The organism is Actinoplanes sp. NPDC049598 (assembly GCF_040675435.1).
Taxonomy (GTDB): domain Bacteria; phylum Actinomycetota; class Actinomycetes; order Mycobacteriales; family Micromonosporaceae; genus Actinoplanes.
In genome coordinates, this window is record NZ_JBFAOX010000043.1 from 41,806 (window position 1) to 60,857 (window position 19,052).

A 19,052-nucleotide genomic window follows, 5' to 3' on the forward strand; every position below is an offset into this window, starting at 1 on the left:
AAGAAGGACGCGCGCATGCTGCACGCCCAAAACCTCGGCGGCGCCTGGGAAGTGCGGGCCGACGGGGTCGACCCGCTGCCGGCCACCGTTCCCGGTTGCGTACACGTCGACCTCCTGAACGACGGCCGGATCCCGGATCCCTTCCTCGACGACAACGAGAAAGCGGTCGCCTGGGTCGGCCGCACCGATTGGCAGTACAGCCGCGACATCGCCTGGGCGGGGCCGGAGCACGAGCGGATCGATCTCGTCTTCGAAGGCCTCGACACAGTGGCGTCCGTCGAACTCGGCGGCAAGAAAATGGGCGAGACCCGCAATATGCACCGGACATACCGCTACGACGTGACGGGAAAGGCGAGCGGAAAGCTCAGCGTACGGTTCGAGTCGGCCTACAAAGAGGCCGAGCGGGTACGGGATCTGCTCGGCCCGCGCGCGAACGCGTACCCCGAGCCCTTCAACTTCATCCGCAAGATGGCCTGCTCGTTCGGCTGGGACTGGGGCCCCACGCTGGTCACCGCCGGCATCTGGCGCCCCGTACGGCTCGAGGGGTGGAGCACGGCCCGTCTCGCCGAGGTCCGTCCACTGGCGACACAGGGGCAGCTCGACCTGGCCGTCGACATCGAGCGCACCCGCGACCGTGACCTGCGCGCCCGCGTACTGCTGGACGAGCGTGAGATCGCGATCCTGGACCTCCCAGGCGACGCAACAAAGGTCCACGCGGTAGTGGAAGCGGAAGACACGAAGCCGTGGAACCCGCGTGGCTACGGCGAAGCCACGCTCTACGAGCTGACCGTCGAGCTGCTGGATGGCGACGACGTCCTCGACCGCTGGCAGCGCCGCACGGGTTTCCGCACGGTCGAGCTGGACCGGACCGGCGACGGGTTCGTCTTCCACGTCAACGGCGAACCGGTGCAGATCAAAGGAGTCAACTGGATCCCGGACGACATCTTCCCGTCCCGGATGACCCGCGAGCGCTACGAACGAAGGCTGCGCGAGGCGGCCGCGGCCGGCCTCAATCTGATCCGGGTCTGGGGCGGCGGCTTGTACGAGAGCCGCGACTTCTACGAGCTCTGCGACGAGCTGGGCCTGATGGTGTGGCAGGACTTCCTGTTCGCCTGCGCCGACTATCCCGAGGAGGAGCCGCTCTTCTCCGAGGTGGTGGCCGAGGCCCGGGAGAACGTGGCCCGGCTGGCCCCGCACCCGAGCCTGATCACGTGGAGCGGCAACAACGAGAACCTGTGGCTGCACGAGCCGTCGGGCGACGTGAGCTGGGGCGAGAAGTACTACCTGGAGACCCTGCCGGCCATCGTGGCCGAGCTCGACCCGAGCCGCCCCTACCAGGCGGGTAGCCCGTGGTCGGGTAGCTGGGACCACCTGCCGAACGACCCCGGCTACGGCACGTTCCACTCGTGGGAGGTGTGGAACCGTGAGGACTACCTGAACTACCGCAACTCGACCCCGCGGTTCGTGGCCGAGTTCGGCTGGCAGGCCCCGCCGGCCTGGACGACGCTGCGCGAGGCGGTCTCCGACGACCCGCTGTTGCCCGATTCGCCGGGCGTGCTGCACCACCAGAAGGCCGAGGACGGCAACGGCAAACTGGCCCGGGGCCTGGCCGCGCACTTCCCCGCGCCCACGAGCACCGAGGCCTGGCACTACCTGACCCAGCTCAACCAGGCGCGGGCCATCCGTACGGGGGTGGAGCACTGGCGCTCGTCCTGGCCGCACACCGGCGGCACGATCCTGTGGCAGCTCAACGACCTGTGGCCGGTCACCTCGTGGGCGGCGATCGACGGCGCCGGCCGGTACAAGCCGCTCTACCACGCCCTGCCGGAGCTGTACGCCGAGCGCGCGCTCACCGTTCAGCCCCGCGACCACGGCCTGGTCGTGGCCGTCCTCAACGACCACCCGGCCGAGTGGACCGGAACCCTGCTGATCGGCGACCAGGGCACGCCGGTCTCGGTGCCGGCGCGGTCGGTACGCCTCGTGCCCGTGCCCGAAGCCGACGGGCCGCTGGTGGCCCGGCTCGACGACGCGCGCGCCCTGTGGTTCCCGGACGACGTCTCGTACGACGACCCCGGTCTCACTGTGGACGCCGAACCGGTCGACGGCGGCCTGGACGTACGGGTGCAGGCCACCGGCCTCGCCCGCGACGTCCTGCTGCAGGCCGACCGCATCCACCCGCAGGCGACGGTCGACCGCGGCTTCGTCACCCTGCTGCCCGGCGAATCCGTCGTCTTCCACGTCCGCGCCCCCATCGACCTCGACCCGGCCTCGGTCAAGGCGCCGTGGGTGCTCACCGACCTCTCGGCGGTGCTGCGATGAGAATCAGACGTCTGCTCGCCACAGCATTGACCATCATCGTCGTCACGACCGGAATGGCCACGCCCGCGGCCGCCCACACCGACCCGTTCGTGAAGCGGGCCGGGTCTCAGCTCGTCCTCAACGGGAAGCAATTCCGCTTCGCCGGCACGAACATCTACTGGCTCGGGCTCGACGAGAATGTCGGCGGCGTCGACTACCCGACCCAGTTCCGCATCCGGGACGCGCTCGACACGGCCAAGGCGATGGGCCTGACGGTCGTACGCAGTCACATGCTGGTCTCTTCGGGAAGCGAGAAGACCCTGCTGCCGTCGAAGGAAGCGGGCTACAACGACGACGCTTTCCGCACCGTCGACTACGCGATCGCGTACGCCGGGAAGGTGGGTCTCCGCCTTGTTCTGCCCCTGACCGACAACTGGGCCTATTACCACGGCGGCCACGCCGATTTCACCAAGCCGTACGGGCTGCCGGACAGCGCTTTCTACACCGATCCGCGGGTGATCGCGGACTATCAGGCGTACGTCGGGCACGTCATGCGGCACCGTAATCCGCTGACCGGCAAACGGCTGATCGACGACCCGACGGTCATGGCGTGGGAGCTGGGCAACGAGCTCGAGGGCATGACGCCCGACTGGATCAACCAGAACGCCAAGCTGTTCTCCGAGTGGGCGCCGCGGCAACTCATCGCGGCCGGCCGGCGTTTCGACATCGACCCGGACACTTTGGCAGCGCCCGATGTCGACATCGTCGACGTGCATTACTACCCGCCGACCTCGGCCAAAGTCGCGGCCGACGCGGCGACGGTGGCCGCGTCGGGCAAGGTCTACATCGCGGGGGAGTACGCCTCGACGTCGGCCAGTGCCGCGTTCTTCCAGCCGCTGATCGGCGACCGCAACGTGACCGGGATGCTGTCGTGGTCGCTGTTCGGCCACAATGACCAGTACGGATACGTGCAGCACGACGACGGATTCACGTTCCACTATCCGGCCGGCGCCGCCCAGACCGCTTATGCCGTGGCTCTCGGCGCGAAACCGGCGACCCGCCCGGTCGGGGCTCCGCTGATCACCGGGATCGACAAGGTGGGCGGGATCAACGTCCTGAAATGGCGCGGGGCGGCCGGGGCGGACGGTTACCGGGTCGAGCGCCGGACCGCGTACGGCAGTTGGCGCCCGGCCCACAGCGGCCTGCTCACCGACGATGACCCACCCTGGCAGGACCGTACGAATAACGGGGACGCCTGGTACCGCGTCATCCCGTTCACCAAGGGCAGGGCCGGCACGCCATCCGCGCCCCGCTTCGTCCGGGCCGCCCCGGCCAAACACAAGCCCGCAGCCTTCACCGTGACCGCACCGGCGACGGGCACCACCGGTGTCATCGGGCCGCAGTCGTTCTCCTGGCAGCCATCCACGGGCGCGGGCTACTACACGCTGACCGTCTCGCGGAATCCGAATCTGAGCGACCCGGTGATCAGCGAGACCACCACGGGCACTACCTACGCCCTCGCGCAGAGCCTCGATCCGGGCACCACGTGGTACTGGAGCGTCCGCGCCACCAACACGGCCGGCACCACGAGCACGCCGGTCGCCACCTTCACGACCCGGCCCCGGCCGACGGCGCCGGCGACGATCGACGACTTCGAGACGTACGCCGACAGCGCCGCCCTCGCCGCCGCCTACCCGCGCAACCCCGGTGGTGACGTCATCACCCCGACGCTGGTCACCACCGGCACCGGCCACGCGATGCAATTGGACGTGACCGCGGGAACCGCGGGTTACGCGGGCGTCAGCCGAACCTTCCCGCCGCTGGACCTGTGGGGCCAGCAGGGCCTCGAGCTGATGCTGGACCGCTCCGGCACCACCGGCAGCATCTCGATCCAGTTCATCGCCAACGGCCTGTACTGGGAGGCCACCCTCCCACCCGGAACCACCCGGCTGCCGTTCACCTCGTTCACGCAGCCGTCCTGGGCCCCCACCGGCCCCCTCGACCTGGCCAACGTCACCCAGTTGTCCATCTACGTAGGCGGCGCCGGCGGCCGCCTGACCGTCGACGACGTGAACGCCTACCCGGCCGCCGGGTGATAGACGTCCCACAGCTCGCCGACGAACAGCCGGCCGAACTCGGCCATGGTCTGGGCGGGCCGTGGGCCGGTCACCTTGAACGTGGTGAGCTGTCGTAGGAAGTCCGGGACGTGGATGGTGATCACGCCGGCCGCGACGGTCTCGGCCGAGTCGTCCTCGCCGGGTGGCACGTGCCCGGCGAGGACGCGCACGTAGAGGGTCGACGTGTCGCGCCAGAGGTCGACGCCCGGGTCGTCGTGCACCTCCTTGTGGCCGGTCAGGGTCAGGCCGCCGGCCAGGTGCAGCCGGTAGAGCATGCGGCGGCCGTCCGGGTCGTCGGTCGGCACGAACAAGTTGAACCAGCCCCGCTCGACCTCCAGCCGGCCGCCGAGCAGGTCGCAGTCGACGTGGCCCTCGGCCCGGGCCTCGTGGTCCGGGTCGGCCACGAACTTCTCGACGTCGTCGGCGGTGATGGTCAGCCGGAAGCTGAGGCGCTGGTTCAGCTTGCGGCCGTCGGCGGCGCCGGCCTCCGGGTCGGCCGTCCCGCGGGCGACGAAGCCCTTCATCTCCTCGGTGAACGACAGCGACGAGGCCGGCGGCTCGGGCACCGGCCGCCGGTGGGCGACCTCGCTGGTCAGCATGTGGTCGCACGCCCGGTCGGCGACGGCGGCGATGGTCAGTGACGGGTTGGCCCCGACCGGCCCGGGCAGCACCGACCCGTCCAGCACGTGCAGACCCGGATAACCGAAGACCTCGCCGTACGTGTCGCAGACGCCCTCGCCGGGATGCCGGCCCATCGGCGCCCCGCCCAGCGGGTGCACCGTGACGATCTTCTTGGCCCGCCGCAGCGGATCGACGTAGCGGCCGCCCAGGTCGTCCGCGATCGACCGCATGGCCGAGCGGAGCCCGTCCAGGTAGTCGGCCGAGGTCGCGATGCTCCAGTCGACGTCGAGCTGGCCGCGGCGCAGCCGCATGACGCCGTCGGGCACGTCGCGGCCCATCCCGAGCAGCGGCAGCGAGCCGTCGCCGAGCGACCCGGGACCGATCAGCGCCGAGACCAGCGCCGACACGTTGGCCTGGCCCCGGAGCCGGGCCAGGGCGAACCGGACCGCCCGCCCGATCAGGCCGGGCATCCGCGCCGCCTCGACCAGCCATTCGGCGAACACCGGGTAGCCGGCGTCCTCGATGTAGAAGCCGCGGCCGGTGGCGCCGTCGCCGTCGTGCTCGTCGGGCACCCGGATGGCGCTGGTGATGACCGGGCCGCGGCTGCCCTCGATGCGGCGGTGCCCGTCGCGGGCCTTCGGGTCGCGGGCGCCCATCAGGAAGGCCAGCAGGTCGCCGTTGCCGGAGAACCGGGTGCCCAGGGCCGTGCTGATGCCCGGGAACGCGGCCCGGTTGCGCAGCAGCAGGAACGAGGTGCCGAACGTGCCGGCGGCCAGGATGAGCCGATCGCAAGTGATCTTGCGGGGCGGCAGGCGCCGGGTGGCGGTGCGGTGGCCCTCGGCGGCCGGGTCGTGGTGGACGTACGTCACCTCGTAGCCCCCGCCGGCCAGCGGCCGGAACGTCCGCACCTCGGACCGGGTCCGCAGGTCGGCGCCGTGGTACTGGGCGGCCGACAGGTAGGTGTGGTCGAGGCTGTTCTTGGCGCCGTCGTTGCAGCCGATGTCGCACTCGCCGCAGAGCCGGCACGCGCGCCGGGGCCGGCCGTGCAGATTGCCGTAGTACGGCGTGGGCACCGCCGCCCCCGGGCCGCCGGCGAACGCCACCGCCAGCGGCGGCTTGTCCCAGCTCAAACCGAGCCGCTGCGCGCTCTCCTGCAGGGCGACGGTCTTGCGGGTGTCGGCGTACGGGTACACGGTCGCGCCCAGCATCCGTTCGACCTCGTCGTAGTGCGGGTCGAGGTCGGCCCGGCTGATCGGCCAGTTCTCGTAGCCGCCGCCGGGCAGCGCCGAGTCGTGCACGAACCAGCGCTCGTCCTTGCGCAGCAACACGTTGGCGTAGATCAGCGAGCCGCCGCCGAGCCCGCTGGAGACCACCCCGTCGAGCCCGCGGAACGACCACACGTCGAACAGCCCGTGCAGGCCCGCGCTGGGATCCCAGAAGTTGCGGCCCAGCTCGGCCGGGCTGCGGGCGAAGCTGCCGGGGGGATGCGCCTTGCCCCGCTCCAGCAGAACCACGGAACGACCGGCCTGAGCCAGCCGGTACGCGGTGACGGAACCCCCGAACCCGGAGCCGACGACGACGGCGTGCACATGTTCCATCCGTCCACGGTCCGTCATCGCGGCCGCGGGCACTGTCGAACCGGCACCATATTGCCAGTCGGTTTGCGGACTGCTATGCCGGTATCTATGCCCATCGCGTTCGTGACCGGCGGCTCGGGTTTCGTCGGCGGCGCCCTGATCCGCCGGCTGGTCGCCGCCGGCTGGCCGGTACGGGCCCTGGCCCGCAGCCCGCGCTCGGCCGCGGCGGTGCGCGCGGCCGGGGCCGAACCGGTCACCGGCGACCTGCACAACCTGCCCGCCCTGGACGGTACGGACGTCGCCTTTCACTGCGCGGCCTTCGTCGAGCGCTGGGGCACCCGCGCCGACTACGAGGCGGCCAACGTGACCGGCACCCGCAACGTCGTCGAGGCGTGCCGCAAGGCCGGGACGCCGCGCCTGGTCCACGTCGGCACCGAGGCGGCCGTGCTGGCCGGGCAGCCCCTGCACGAGGCCGGGGAGGACGTCCCGCTGCGGCCCGACTCCAAGTCGCTGTACTGCGCGACCAAGGCGATGGCGGAGCGGGTGGTCCGCGACGCCGGCGGCGACGGGCTGCGGACGGTCGTGGTCCGGCCCCGGTTGATCTGGGGGCCCGGCGACCGCACCATCCTGCCCGCGCTGGCCGATTCGGTGCGCCGCGGCCGGTTCCGGTGGATCGGGCCCGGCACCCACCTGACCTCGACCACGCACGTCGACAACGCCGTGCACGGCCTGATGCTCGCGGCCACGGCGGCCGACCCGGGCCCGGTCTACTTCGTCACCGACGGCCCGCCCGCGGTGTTCCGCGACTTCATCACGAGCCTGCTCGCCACCGCGGGCGTCACCGCCCCGGACGGGCATGTGCCGCCGCGCGCGGCCGCGCTGGCGGCGGCCGGAGCCGAGGGTGCGTGGCGGGTGCTGCGGCTGCCCGGGGCGCCGCCGATCACCCGTACCGAGGTGTGGCTCTCGTCCCTGGAATGCACCCTCGACATCGGCCGGGCCCGGGCCGAGCTCGGCTACCAGCCGGTGATCACACGCGAGGCAGGGCTGTCCGATCTCGCTGCCGGTCCAGGAACCGCAGGAAGTGCGGGAACACCTCCTCCGCCACCCGGGCGCCCATGAACGGGTCCTGGTGGCCGTAACCGCGCAGGATCTGCAACTGGTGCCGGCCGGGCACGATCTTCTCCAGCTTCCGGAAGCAGACGATGTTCGAGTTGCGGAAGACGTTGTTGCGGTCGCCGGTGGCGAACAGCACCGGTGTCTCGATCTCGGCCGCGTACTGGAAATAGTCGTTGGGCAGCCGGTCGTGGGCCGGGTTGCCCGGGTCCATCTTCACCGCCCGGCCGGCCTGCACCATTTTCCGTACGTGCCGGTAGTAGTGCATGCTCGTCGCTCCATAGAGGTCGCCGCCGCGCCGATGGGTGATCGGGGCCAGCTTCTCGTGGCTGTAGAGGGCGGGCCAGCCGGTGCCCCACATCAGGCTGAGCATGTGACAGGCGGGCACGTCGCACTCGTGGTGGAAAGCCGAGACGGCCTTGGCGAACAGTTTGCCGCGCGAGGCGCCGGGATCGGCGTGCCACTGCGGGTTGAGATAGGGCAGGCCGATCACGTTCTCCACGGCGAACGGGGCCACCCGCAGCTTGACCTTCGACCAGGCCGGTACGCGCGGGGTCAGGCCGGTGCTGTTGGCGATCACGCTGGCGATGCCGTCCACGGCCTTGCCGAACAGGCTCATCAGGAACGACACCGCACCCAGGCAGTGGCAGATCACGTGCAGCGGTTTGCCGCCGGTCTCCTCCTTGATGAGCTTCACCGCCGGCGGGAAGTCGAACAGGGCGATGTCGTCCATGGTGTACCTGTTCTTGAACAGGTTGTACGAGTACCGGTTGCTCATCCGGTAATCCAGGCACCACACGTCGCCGTAGCCGTGGTCGAGCAGGTAGCTCACGAGGTTCTCGTGCTCGGGCATGATGAACATGTCGGTCGACGTGGTCAGCCCATGGACGATCATCACCGAGTCCTGGCTGTCCCCTCGCTGGAAACGCATCAGGCTCAGGCCCAGCATGTCCTCGGTGTGGAAGAAGTACGGCGTGACCTTCGCGTCGCGCACGCCGTCGAGGGTGTAGAGCGGGATCTCACGAGGCATGGACGTCACCCACCTTGACGTAGTAGTCGTTCGGGTCGACCTTGGCCCGCAGGACCGGGTCGGACGAGGTACGGCTGTGCATGTAACGGAACGCCTGACCGGCCACGCAGATCTCGTCGAGGCGGGTCACGAAGTCCTCCAGGACGCCCGGGACCATCCGGTCCGGCACGATCCCGCAGTAGAACATCAGCTCGCAGAAACGCTCGTTGTCGCCGCCCTGGGCCAGGTAGCGGGAGGTGATCGACTTGACGTAGACCGAGATGAACGTGAAGCAGCCGTGCCGGGCCCGGAACTCGCGGGCCAGCGCGTAACTGTCGCGGAACAGCGACTCGTAGCGGTCCAGCGGCGCCAGCACGATGAACATCCGGGTCGGGTCGCCCACGGTCGAGTCGAGGACCTTGTCGGTGAAGAACTCGACGTTCTTCATCGTGGCGTAGCTGGGACTGAACAGCACACCGCCCATGCCGACATACTTCAGCGCGCGGTCCACTGCCTTGGGCAGACGCCCGGCCACCGCGCCCAGGACATTCAGGCCGGTGTACGCGACCTTGTCGCGGGCCGCCGCATAACCGTTCTGCTCAGTGGCGTGGTACGCGGAGAACTGGCCCACCCCGAACCGGCCGAAGTCGATCCAGACGCCCCGCTCCATCAGCGCGTCGCCCGGATTGCGGATCGCGTGGGCCGTGCCGGCGACGAACTTGCCGACGTCGTAATAGTGCCGTTGGTCGTTGCGCAGCACCGTGCCGTACTTGTCGACGCGGATGATCCGTACCGTGATGGTCGCGATGACGCCGTGCCGCCCGAGCCCGGCCAGCACCCGGTGGAAATCGTCCGCCCGCTCGTCCCGGTCGCAGGTGACCACATCGCCGTCCCACGTCACGTACTCCAGGCGCTGGACGGTGTCGGCGAACAACCCGAACCGGTGCGAGGCCGGGCTGATCCCGCCCACCGAGGCGAACCCGCCGACCGTGATGTGCGCGTGGTCGCCGATCACCGGCAGCCCCAGGCCCCGCTTGGCCAGCGCGTCGTCGACCTGGGCGGAGACGGCGCCGGCCTGCACGGTCACCGTCATCGCGGCCTCGTCGACCTCGACGATCTGGTTGAGTTTCTCGGTCAGCAGCACGCTGCCGCGGTCGGCCAGCACCAGGTCGTTGCTGGAATGGCCTTTGCTGCGGATGGCCAGATGCTCACCCAGGGCCTTGGCCTCCCGGACCGCCTGCACGATGTCGTCCGTGGTGCGGGGCAGATAGATCTTGCGGGGGAACCGCGGGGCGATCCCCGGGGCGGCGATGCGCTCCCAGTCGTAGCCCAGACTGTCGATGCTGTCGTGGGTGAACGTCTCGTGGCTGTTGATGCGCTGACGCCAGCCGGAAAGCCCCGGCACGCGTGACATCCTTCTCATCCGGTCTGCTCCACTCGATTCCTGAGGGCGGTGTTCAGCTGGAGGTAGCCGCGCCGGATGGGCCGGCGCAGCAGCGGCATCAGCACCGGCGCGAGCAGCCCGTGGGCGGTCTCGGCCTGATGGAACCGGCAGCCGTCCGGGCCGGCCGGCTCGAGCGCGAACCGACGGTCGACGTCGAACAGGCCGGGCACCGCCAGCCGGGCCAGCCAGCGCAGCTGCCGGGGCTCGACGACGGCGGTCACCCGGGGCCGTAACGGCACCGGCACCCGGCCCAGCCGCAGCGTGATCCGCAGGCGGCCGCCGACCACCAGCGGGCCCTCGGCCCGGCGGATGAACGGGTTCCAGGCCGGGAACGACGCGAAATCGGTGAGCGTCTGCCACACGCGCGCCGGTGGGGCCGCGATCTGCACGACCGCGCTGATTTCTCGCATCCCACCAAGCTAGGAACGGGCCGGGCGGTGGCCAAGGCGCGTGCTCGATATCCGACGCGGCCGGACCGAGTCGGATCTAGGTCAGATCTTCGGGGCTCGACCGGGCGGGCGGAGGTACGGCGGCGCGGCCGTGGGCGATGACGATCGGCGGCGGACGGCGCTGGCGGCGCGCGCGGGCCCAGAAGATCAGCGCGCCGGCGACGAGCAGTCCCAAGGTGCCGGTGGCGATGAGAAGGCGGCCCAGGGGAAAGCCGGAGGTGTCCGGATCGGACGGTGACACCTCGGCGGTCAGGGCCAGATCGGGGGTGGTCACCCGCAGCGGCACTGCCCGGTCCGGGGTCGGGAAGCGGACCAGGTAGCGGCCGCGCAGGGTGGTGGCGATCTGGTCCAGGGCCGGCACCACGACCGGCTGCCCGGCCGGGGCGAAGAAGCCGCCGGTGGCCTCGGTCGCGGCCGTCCAATAGGGACTGTCACGGGCAGTGGTGGCCACGACCAGGATCACCCCGGCGGTACGGAACCGCTCGGCCAACGCGGTGGCGGAGGGCCCACCGGCGTCCGCCGCTCCGGTGTAGACCACGGCCAGCTTCCGGCCCGCGGGCACGTCCGGAAACTGGCGGGCGGCCAGTTCGAGGGCGTTCGCGGTGTCCCGGCGGCCACCGCCCCGCAGACCGTCGAGGGCGGCCACGATCCCCGCCGGCCCCTCGTGCGGCGCCGCGACGACCTCGGCCGGCGCCGCCTCACCGATCAGCGTGACCCGGGCCGCGGCCGGCGCCTCGAGCACGAACCGCGCGGCCGCACTGAGCCAGGCCGGCGCCTCCGCACCCCCGGTCGTGTCGACCACGACCGTCACCGCCAGCCCGTCCGACATGAGCGGCGCCAGCTCGGCCGCCCGCCCGTCCACCTCGGCCGACCTCGGCCCGGCCCGCGTGCTCGCGGTCAGGTCAACCACCACCGTGGTCTGCCGCTCATCGCCCAGCACGGCCTTGACCGGCAGCGGGACCGCGTCCCGGGTGGCCGGCGACGTCTCGACGGCCTTGGCCGGCAGCGGCGGCGTTCTGACCGCCTTGATCGGCGGCGGCACCCGGTCGGGGGCGGTTGGTGCCGGCGCGCCGACCGTCGCTGCGGCTGGTGCCATGTCGGCCGAGGATCTTTTTGCTGGGAGCGCCGCGGCCAAGGGCGCGGCGGCCGGGGGTGCTCCGGCCGCGAGGGCCACTGTAGTCACCACCGTCGCGGTGGTCAGTCTCGTGGCGCATCGCGAGCGGAGGCCGGGGCGGTCACGCGGCTTCGGCGAAGGCGATGATGTTGTCACGGTAGCTTCCGCGGGTGTGGTCGAACGTGCCGCCGCAGGTGACCAGGCGGAGCGCGGGGGACAGGGTCGGGCCGTAGACGAGGTCGGTCGGGAAGCGGGTCTTGGCCACCCGCGACACCTCGGTGATCCGGAAGGCAGCGGTGGTGCCGTCGGCCCGGTCGACCTCCACCCGCGTGCCCGGCTTGATGCGGTAGAGGGCGAAGAAGACGCCCGGGCCGCGCTTCGAGTCGACATGGCCGAGGATCACCGCCGGTCCCGCCTGGCCGGGCCGGGGACCACCGCTGTACCAGCCGGGCACCGCCGCGTCGGCCGGCACCTGGACCGAGCCGTCGGACTGCAGACCGAGATCGATCAGCCGGCTGTCCACCCGTAACGCCGGAATGCGCAGCCGCACCGGCAGAGCCGTGGTCGCATAGCGATCGCTGGAGACGAACGCGTCGGCCGGCGCGCCCGAAGGCGCTGACTGGCCGCCCCCGTCCGGGCCGCCTCCGATCTGCGCGCTGCCTGCTGTTCGCGGGCCGCTTCCTGTTTGCGGGCTGCCCTCTGCTTGGGGGCCCCAGACCAGCGCCACGGCCAGCGCGACGGCCAACCCGGCGACCCTCGTGGAGGCCGGCATGTCAGCGATGCCCCACAACATCGGCCATTCCGCCGTGGCCGGTCTGGGCGGGGCCGCGGGGCAAGCGAGCCGCCACCGACGCCCCGAAAGCGTCGGCCAGGGTGCCGGCGAGGGCGACCATGTGGTCGTACGTCTGGTAGGCGATGTCGTGGGCCGACGAATAGTTGCGGGCCGCGTAGGCGTCCGCGTGGCGCAGCAACATGTTGTCGTGTTCGCTGAGAGCGGCCCGGAGCGCGGCCGGAGTCGCCCGCCCGTTGGTCGCGCCGGCCAGGAAGGTCGCCATGGCGTTGTGGAACACGTTCAATTCGTCGCGGGCCTTCCGCTGCCGGCCCGCGTCGCGCGCCGCCGCGCCCGCCGAATAATCGACCAGCGCCGTGACATGCGTACCCCACAGGTCTTGGAATTGCCGCGCCGCGGCCGGGCCGAACAGCGTGTCCATGGCCGCCGCGAGATCGCTGGTGTTGGCGTTGAGCATCCGGGCCGAGGCCGCGAAGTCGGGGGTGCGGGTGACCGCGGCCCGGGTTGTGTCCTCGATCAGCACGGCGTGCTCGGCCAGCAGCTTGGCCAGCTGGGAGCGTAACTGCCAGGCGGGCTCGGTCAGCCCGGCCGTGCTCGAGGGGGGCAGCAGCGCCTTGGCCAACCCCAGACCCAGGTCGTACGTGTGCTGGAAGCCGGACCGGAACGCCTGGCCGGACCCCGCGTAATCGCCCGCCGCGTAGGCGTCGGCCTGCCCGGTCAGATGCTGAACGTGCTGAATGACCAGCTCGCGCGCGGTGGCCACGGGCAGCCGCCCCTGCGACCCGGCGGCGAAGAACGCGGCCAGCTCGCCCTCGAAGCCCGTGAGATCGGCGCGCGCCCGGGCCCGGGCCGTGTCGTCGTGATCGGCCAGCGCGCCCGCGTACGCGAAGAGCGCGACGACGTGCCGTGACCACAACGGCTCGAACTTGTCCGCCGTGGCCGCGCCGAACAGGCGGCCGACCAGCGCCGTCATGTCCTCGGTGTTCCGCCCGAGCGACGCGTTGGCCGCCTGCACGAAGTCGTCGTCACCGCGGATCCGGCTGCGCATCATGTTCGAGGCCAGGACCGAGTGCTGGCCGAGCAGCGCCTCGAACTGCACCGCCAGATCGGCCGGGGCCGCGGCCGGAATCTCGGCCACCAACCGCGGCGGGGGCGACGGCGTTCTTTGCAGGGCCAGCGCGGTGGCCGCGGTCGCGGTCACCACGGCCATCGCCGCGATCCGGTATCCGACCATTCGCATTCGTCCAGCCCCCGCTCGTTCGTCGATCCAGGGTCACGGTGACGCTACGCCCGGTACTGTCGCCGGTCGAGGTTGTTCTATGGACGAACTGACGGACAGCGTGCGCTAGCGTCGAATCCGGGGGAGCGATGACAGCGGCAGGTGATCTGATCGCCGATCGTTACCGGGTGCGGCGACCGCTGGCGCCCGGGCGGTGGGAGCACGTCTGGCTGGGCGGCGACGAGCGGTCCGGGCGCACGGTCGTGCTGAAAAGATGCGACCTGCCGGAGGATCTGACGCCGCAGCAGTACGACGCGGTCCGGTTGTGGGTGCCCCGCGAGGCCCGGGCGTTCGCCCGCATCCGCCACCGCAACGTGATCCGCACCCTCGACGTGCTGCTCGACGGCGACGCCTCGTGGATCGTGATGGAGTACGTGCCGTCCCGCTCGCTCCTCGACGTGATCAACGAGGACGGGGCCCGTACGCCCGGCCGGACCGCCGCGATCGGCCTCGACCTGCTGTCCGCCCTGACCGCGGCCTGGCGGGCCGACGTGCTGCACCTGGACGTCAAGCCGTCCAACGTGCTCATCGCGGATGACGGCCGGGTCGTGCTGACCGACTTCGGCCCGGCCGGCAGCCGGACCGGGGTGGCCGCGCTGGCCGGCGCCGGGATCATCTTCGGCACCCCGAACTTCGTCGCGCCCGAGCGGCTGCACGGCGGCGGCGCCGACGAGCGCTGCGACCTGTGGTCCCTCGGGGCGACGCTGCACCACGCGGTCGAAGGCCGGGCGCCTTACGAGCAGCCGCTGACCGCCGGCGCGCTGCACCGGGCCGGGCCGCTCGCCCCGGTGCTGCTCGGTCTGCTGCGCCCCGACCCGGCCGAGCGGATGCCCGCGGCCGAGGTCCGGGCCCGGCTGCGCCGCATCGCGCCGGCCGCCCGGCGAGCCCGCGCGCTACGGGCCGGCACGGCGGTGGCCGCGGCGGTCGCGGTGGTGGCGGTCGGCGCGACCGCGTTCGACAGCCGTCCGTCCGTCCCTGTGCCCAGCGCCAGCGCGGCCGTGGCGCCGCCCAGCGGCTACGGCTGGTGGATCGACTCCGGTGGCTTCCGGGTGGCGACGCCGACCGGCTGGCGCCCGGCCCGCTCGGCCGACGGCCTGGCGTTCACCGCGCCCGGCGGCCAGCCGGTGCTCGCCGTGACCCGGTGGACCACCCCCGGCGATCTCGTACCGGCCCTGGTCGCGGCCGAGCAGCAAATCCGGCTGCCCGGCTACCGGCGCCTGCGCATCGGCCCGACCACCGAGCCGCCCGGCGCGGTGTGGGAGTACACCTTTCAGGACCCGTACGCCGGCTCGGTGCGCGCGCTCCGGCAGATCATCACGGTCGGCGGCCGCTCCTACCGGGTCGACTGGCGTGCGCCCGCGGCCGACTGGGCGGGCGGTCTGCCCGCCCTGCTCACCGTGTTATCCACAGTGGGCCCCGCGCCCGGTGATTGATGTCTAAGCTCGGCGGTCATGCGCGCAAAACGGCTCTTGACCGGTTTGGTGGCCCTCGCCCTGCTGGCTCTGCCGCAACCGGCCCGAGCGGACGCCGTCGCCTTCACCAATGCCGACGTCGGCTTCTCCGAAGGCTCGGCCACGGCCGGCTTGACCGACCGTCTCGACCGGATGGACGCCTACGTCGGTGACCGCAAGCCGATCCTGCGCCTCGACCTGAACTGGTGGGCCGTCCAGGACTGCCAGACCTGTGCGCCGAACTTCGCGCATCTCGACCCGGTGGTCGACGCGGCCGCCGCCCGCGGCATCCGGGTGCTGCTCATCCTCACCTACGCCCCGCCCTGGGCCAACGGCAATCACGACAACGACCACTGGTTCCCCGTCCGGGACGCCGACTGGTCCGCGATCGTCAACGCCACGGTGGCTCACTTCAAGGGCAAGGTGCAGGCGTACGAGGTCTGGAACGAGCCGAACTTCACCTTCATGGGCAACTACGGCGACGGCAGCGTGGCCGCCCGCCGGCTGCGCTACTGGCAGCTCGTGCGGATCGCCCACGCGCAGGTGCGGGCCGCCTGCGCCGACTGCGTGGTGCTGGCCGGCGCGTCCGGCGCCGGCACCGTGGCCGCCGACAACAGCAACCCCAACGAGTCGGCGGCCTGGCTCGACTGGGCCTACACCAACGGCTACGGCGGCGACTTCGACGCGGTCACCCACCACCCGTACGCGCCCTGGAGCGCCGGCCTCGGCCCCTCCCACCCGGAGTGCAGCACGCCGCGCTGGTGGAACATGTTCGGCCCGCCCGACGAGAAATGCGGCGAGCTGGCGGCGGTCCGCGCCGTCATGGTCAAGCACGGCGACAGCGTCAAGAAGATCTGGGGCACCGAGTTCGGCTACCCGTCGACCGGCACCGGCGCCGACGCCGCGCAGACCCGGGACTACCTCGAGGAGGGCGTACGGATGTGGCGCGCGCTCGACTACACGGGCCCTCTGTTCCTGTACTCGTTCGCCGACAGCCCCCGCCCCGACTGCGCCGGCAACCCCGACCCCGAGTGCCACTTCGGCCTGATCGACACGGCCGGCAACGCCAAACAGCCCGCGTACGACAGCTTGCAGCTCGCCCTCACCGACACCCGCCTGGAGTCGCTGGCCCCCGGCCGCTCCCTGCACCGTGCCTCCGCCCTGCGGTCCTCGCAGGGCCGCTTCGAGCTGTGGCTGCAGGGCGACGGCAACCTGGTCCTCTACCAGGGCCCCACCGTCCTGTGGAAGGTCGTCAACCTCAAGGCCGTCCGCCTCACCAACCAGCCCGACGGCTCCCTGGCCCTCTTCGACGTCAACAACAAGAAGGTCTGGTCCACCCCCACCGCAGGCAAAGGCACCTCCAACCTGATCATGCAGAACGACGGAAACCTCGTCCTCTACCCGTCCGCCACCCCGACAAAAGCCTCCTGGGCGTCCAACACCTGCTGCCATTGACGCGGCCGGAACGGGCCAGGCGGGGCCGGGCGCTGACTCCCGCGGCACGCTGGCCTGGGCTATTCAGGTATGGCCAAAAGCTCTGGCCCCGCCGGCCGGTGAGCCGCGAGCATCACCTCAGGAACAGCCGAGCCCGCTTCGGCCGCGATGCATATCAGGTGGGTGCCTTCGCGACGAGAGAAATCATCAGCCGAACGGCGCGGAACGCAAGGTCAGGAATCGCGAGAACCAACGGGGAAAGGACGAGAGCATTCATGAACGTACTCAGAAGGTCCGGCTCACTCGGCGTCGCGATGATCGCCGGGCGCGAGATGACGGCAAGGAACGCGGTACGAAGGATCGCGGTGATCGCGGTACTGCTGCTGGCCGCGACATTCGCTCAACCGCCGCTGGCGGCCCAGGCGGCCTCGCGCTGGCAGATCAAGTCCTACGGCGGGAAGTGCATCGACGGCAACAACGCGACCGGGCAGGCCTACATGTGGACCTGTATCCGGACCAGCAACCAGTATTTCTATTTCGATCTGGTGGAGGGTCTCTACTACCGGTTGCGGAACGCGAAGACGGGCCGCTGCCTCGGACTCGACGGCACGGCCGGCTGGTCGCCCACCTACAACCTGCCGTGCGACGGCAACTGGGCGGTGCACTGGAGCGTCTACCTGGACAGCTCCGGTCCGCCGGACTACTACCTGATCCAGCCGCGATATCTACCGGCCTACTCCCATTGCCTGTCGCCGGAGGCGCACAACGTCAACGGGATAGGGATCCGGTCGGACGCGTGTGTCAACGAGTGGAACAGCTGGACCTGGTACCAGGTGTAGAGCCCAAGGGATGCCCCCGTGCTCCGGGGGCATCCCGCGGCCGTCCAGGCCATCAAGGCGGGCGCGCGGCAGCTTCATTGGTGGGTTATGTTCTCGATCATGCCGTCGCCTGCTGTTGAGGAACGTCACGCCACGTGGCTCGAGCTTTTCTTTGATCTGGTCATCGTCGTGGCGGTGGCGCAACTGGCCGGGCTGCTGCATGACGGGCCGGGGCTGCACGAGGTGTTCCTGTTCGTCGTCTGCTACTACGCGATCTGGAGCGTGTGGACGTCGTTCACGCTGTACGCCAACGTGTCGGGGGATCTGACCCGGGTCCGGCCGATGCTGCTGGCGATGTTCGGCATCGCCATCATGGCGGCGGCGGTGCCGCACGTGACCCGGGGCGAGCCGCAGTGGTTCATCGGGGCGTACGTCTACTGCCGCCTGATGGGGGCCGGGTCGTGGAAGCGGACCAGCCGGGTCATGACCGAGTGGCCGGGGGTGCAGCAGGCGGCCGGGGTGATTCCGTGGATCGCGTCGCTCGGGTTCGAGTCGCCGGTGCGCTACTACTTGTGGGCGGCCGGCATCGTGCTCGACGTCGTGGTGTCGATGGTCCGGTCGCGCCACCCGGAGCAGGTGCTGGCCGAGGAGCAGCGGGAACGGGACGAGGAGCAGCAGAACCGGGCGCGGCGCCGGCGGCTGTTGCACCGGTCGCGCCCGGCGGCCGACAAGGCGGACAAGGCGGAAAGGGCGGACAAGCCGTTGGAGGCGGCCCGGCCGGACCGGCCGCACCTCGGCGAGCGGCTCGGGCTCTTCGTGATCATTGTGCTCGGTGAGGCCGTGGCGCAGCTGATCGACGCCGCGTCCGAGGTGGAGCACTGGCAGCGCGGGCTCATGGCGACCCTGGTGGCGGGCTTCGGTCTGTTGGTTGCGCTCTGGTGGCTGACTTTGCGGTACGGGGCCGGCGGCGCACCCACGTACGGCACGCAGGTCTTCGCCTTGCGCCTGACCATGCCGGCCCACTATCTGATGACCGGCTCGGTCGTCCTGATCGCGGCCGGGCTGGGGGTGCTGGCCGAGGACGCCGGCGAGCCGGTGCCGGAGGCCAACCGGTGGGTGCTGTGCAGCGGGGCCGCGCTCTACTTCCTGACCGTCACCCTGCTCGGCGCCCGCGGTGGGGCGCCGAGCCGGTGGCTTCTCGGCTGGGGGTTGCCCGCGATCGTGGCCTCGCTGCTGCTCGGCCTGTTCGGCGGGGAGCTCAAGGGCTGGGCGCTCGCCTCCTTGCTGTTCGCCGTTGTGCTGTGGCACGTGCTCTACCGCTCGCACAACGAGGAGCGGGCGGCGAGCGCCGCCGCTTCCTAGTCGCCGGCGGTGAGCGCCGCGTCGGGGACCGCGACGCCGCGGTCGGCGCCGCGGAAGACCAGCTCTTCGCCCTCGCAGTCGACGACGACGATCTGGCCGGGGCGCAGCTCGTTGAACAGGATCTGCTCGGACAGGGCGTCCTCCAGGTCCCGCTGGATCGTGCGGCGCAGCGGCCG

General features: G+C 71.2%; 15 protein-coding genes. 7 read left to right on the forward strand and 8 right to left on the reverse strand.

From position 1 onward, the window contains the following. Window positions 1–15: 15 nt before the first annotated feature. Together AB0J66_RS47415 and AB0J66_RS47420 are read left to right on the forward strand one after the other, a co-directional pair. Window positions 16–2,319, forward strand: a complete 2,304-nt coding sequence (locus AB0J66_RS47415) for a glycoside hydrolase family 2 TIM barrel-domain containing protein (RefSeq protein ID WP_364675439.1) — start codon at window positions 16–18, stop codon at window positions 2,317–2,319. Next, window positions 2,316–4,394, forward strand: a complete 2,079-nt coding sequence (locus tag AB0J66_RS47420) for a cellulase family glycosylhydrolase (RefSeq protein ID WP_364675441.1) — start codon at window positions 2,316–2,318, stop codon at window positions 4,392–4,394. Before AB0J66_RS47415 ends, AB0J66_RS47420 begins: the two co-directional genes overlap by 4 nt. Here the strand turns inward: AB0J66_RS47420 and AB0J66_RS47425 are convergent. After that, window positions 4,376–6,634, reverse strand: a complete 2,259-nt coding sequence (locus tag AB0J66_RS47425; RefSeq protein WP_364675443.1) for a GMC family oxidoreductase — start codon at window positions 6,632–6,634, stop codon at window positions 4,376–4,378. The genes AB0J66_RS47420 and AB0J66_RS47425 overlap by 19 nt on opposite strands. 87 nt (window positions 6,635–6,721) lie before the next feature. Here AB0J66_RS47425 and AB0J66_RS47430 point away from each other — a divergent pair, with 87 nt between their 5' ends. Beyond that, entirely contained in the window at window positions 6,722–7,732 is a 1,011-nt protein-coding gene (locus AB0J66_RS47430) for an NAD-dependent epimerase/dehydratase family protein (RefSeq protein ID WP_364675446.1), read from the forward strand. Here AB0J66_RS47430 and AB0J66_RS47435 read toward each other — a convergent pair. The 6 genes from AB0J66_RS47435 to AB0J66_RS47460 form a co-directional block, all read right to left on the reverse strand. Then, the gene (locus AB0J66_RS47435) at window positions 7,641–8,756 is read right to left on the reverse strand and encodes an alpha/beta fold hydrolase (RefSeq protein WP_364675448.1); all 1,116 of its coding nucleotides are present in this window, start codon (window positions 8,754–8,756) and stop codon (window positions 7,641–7,643) included. The two genes, AB0J66_RS47430 and AB0J66_RS47435, sit on opposite strands and share 92 nt — an antisense overlap. Continuing rightward, window positions 8,746–10,140, reverse strand: a complete 1,395-nt coding sequence (locus AB0J66_RS47440; RefSeq protein ID WP_364675451.1) for an FAD-binding oxidoreductase — start codon at window positions 10,138–10,140, stop codon at window positions 8,746–8,748. Before AB0J66_RS47440 ends, AB0J66_RS47435 begins: the two co-directional genes overlap by 11 nt. A gap of 14 nt (window positions 10,141–10,154) precedes the next feature. Further along, the gene (locus AB0J66_RS47445; RefSeq protein WP_364675454.1) at window positions 10,155–10,589 is read right to left on the reverse strand and encodes an SRPBCC domain-containing protein; all 435 of its coding nucleotides are present in this window, start codon (window positions 10,587–10,589) and stop codon (window positions 10,155–10,157) included. Between the two features lie 76 nt (window positions 10,590–10,665). Next, on the reverse strand, window positions 10,666–11,724 hold the full coding sequence (locus tag AB0J66_RS47450) for a hypothetical protein (protein WP_364675457.1): 1,059 nt from the start codon (window positions 11,722–11,724) through the stop codon (window positions 10,666–10,668). Between the two features lie 139 nt (window positions 11,725–11,863). Further along, a complete protein-coding gene (locus tag AB0J66_RS47455; protein WP_364675459.1) occupies window positions 11,864–12,514 on the reverse strand; it encodes a class F sortase in 651 nt (216 codons plus the stop codon). Between the two features lies 1 nt (window position 12,515). Next, window positions 12,516–13,772, reverse strand: a complete 1,257-nt coding sequence (locus AB0J66_RS47460; RefSeq protein WP_364675462.1) for a hypothetical protein — start codon at window positions 13,770–13,772, stop codon at window positions 12,516–12,518. Between the two features lie 128 nt (window positions 13,773–13,900). On the opposite strand from AB0J66_RS47460, the gene AB0J66_RS47465 reads away from it, so the two are divergent. The 4 genes from AB0J66_RS47465 (at window position 13,901) to AB0J66_RS47480 (ending at window position 18,876) form a co-directional block, all read left to right on the forward strand. Next, window positions 13,901–15,244 carry a serine/threonine-protein kinase gene (locus AB0J66_RS47465; protein ID WP_364675465.1) on the forward strand — a complete coding sequence of 448 codons (1,344 nt, stop codon included), beginning with the start codon at window positions 13,901–13,903 and terminating at the stop codon, window positions 15,242–15,244. Window positions 15,245–15,262: 18 nt separating this feature from the next. Further along, the gene (locus tag AB0J66_RS47470) at window positions 15,263–16,717 is read left to right on the forward strand and encodes a hypothetical protein (RefSeq protein WP_364675468.1); all 1,455 of its coding nucleotides are present in this window, start codon (window positions 15,263–15,265) and stop codon (window positions 16,715–16,717) included. A gap of 254 nt (window positions 16,718–16,971) precedes the next feature. Continuing rightward, window positions 16,972–17,535, forward strand: a complete 564-nt coding sequence (locus tag AB0J66_RS47475) for an RICIN domain-containing protein (protein ID WP_364675471.1) — start codon at window positions 16,972–16,974, stop codon at window positions 17,533–17,535. 99 nt (window positions 17,536–17,634) lie between these two features. After that, a complete protein-coding gene (locus AB0J66_RS47480) occupies window positions 17,635–18,876 on the forward strand; it encodes a low temperature requirement protein A (RefSeq protein ID WP_364675474.1) in 1,242 nt (413 codons plus the stop codon). Here AB0J66_RS47480 and AB0J66_RS47485 read toward each other — a convergent pair. Then, the coding region (locus tag AB0J66_RS47485) for a hypothetical protein (protein WP_364675476.1) at window positions 18,873–19,052 on the reverse strand (180 nt) is incomplete at its 5' end. The genes AB0J66_RS47480 and AB0J66_RS47485 overlap by 4 nt on opposite strands.

What these genes read in the sequence shown, in the direction of transcription:
- AB0J66_RS47420 (WP_364675441.1), top strand. Translation starts at nt 2,316, where the DNA reads ATGAGAATCAGACGTCTGCTCGCCACAGCATTGACCATCATCGTCGTC.
- AB0J66_RS47430 (WP_364675446.1), top strand. Translation starts at nt 6,722, where the DNA reads ATGCCCATCGCGTTCGTGACCGGCGGCTCGGGTTTCGTCGGCGGCGCC.
- AB0J66_RS47425 (WP_364675443.1), bottom strand. Translation starts at nt 6,634, where the DNA reads ATGGAACATGTGCACGCCGTCGTCGTCGGCTCCGGGTTCGGGGGTTCC.
- AB0J66_RS47470 (WP_364675468.1), top strand. Translation starts at nt 15,263, where the DNA reads ATGCGCGCAAAACGGCTCTTGACCGGTTTGGTGGCCCTCGCCCTGCTG.
- AB0J66_RS47460 (WP_364675462.1), bottom strand. Translation starts at nt 13,772, where the DNA reads ATGCGAATGGTCGGATACCGGATCGCGGCGATGGCCGTGGTGACCGCG.
- AB0J66_RS47415 (WP_364675439.1), top strand. Translation starts at nt 16, where the DNA reads ATGCTGCACGCCCAAAACCTCGGCGGCGCCTGGGAAGTGCGGGCCGAC.
- AB0J66_RS47475 (WP_364675471.1), top strand. Translation starts at nt 16,972, where the DNA reads ATGAACGTACTCAGAAGGTCCGGCTCACTCGGCGTCGCGATGATCGCC.
- AB0J66_RS47445 (WP_364675454.1), bottom strand. Translation starts at nt 10,589, where the DNA reads ATGCGAGAAATCAGCGCGGTCGTGCAGATCGCGGCCCCACCGGCGCGC.
- AB0J66_RS47455 (WP_364675459.1), bottom strand. Translation starts at nt 12,514, where the DNA reads ATGCCGGCCTCCACGAGGGTCGCCGGGTTGGCCGTCGCGCTGGCCGTG.
- AB0J66_RS47480 (WP_364675474.1), top strand. Translation starts at nt 17,635, where the DNA reads ATGCCGTCGCCTGCTGTTGAGGAACGTCACGCCACGTGGCTCGAGCTT.
- AB0J66_RS47465 (WP_364675465.1), top strand. Translation starts at nt 13,901, where the DNA reads ATGACAGCGGCAGGTGATCTGATCGCCGATCGTTACCGGGTGCGGCGA.
- AB0J66_RS47435 (WP_364675448.1), bottom strand. Translation starts at nt 8,756, where the DNA reads ATGCCTCGTGAGATCCCGCTCTACACCCTCGACGGCGTGCGCGACGCG.
- AB0J66_RS47450 (WP_364675457.1), bottom strand. Translation starts at nt 11,724, where the DNA reads ATGGCACCAGCCGCAGCGACGGTCGGCGCGCCGGCACCAACCGCCCCC.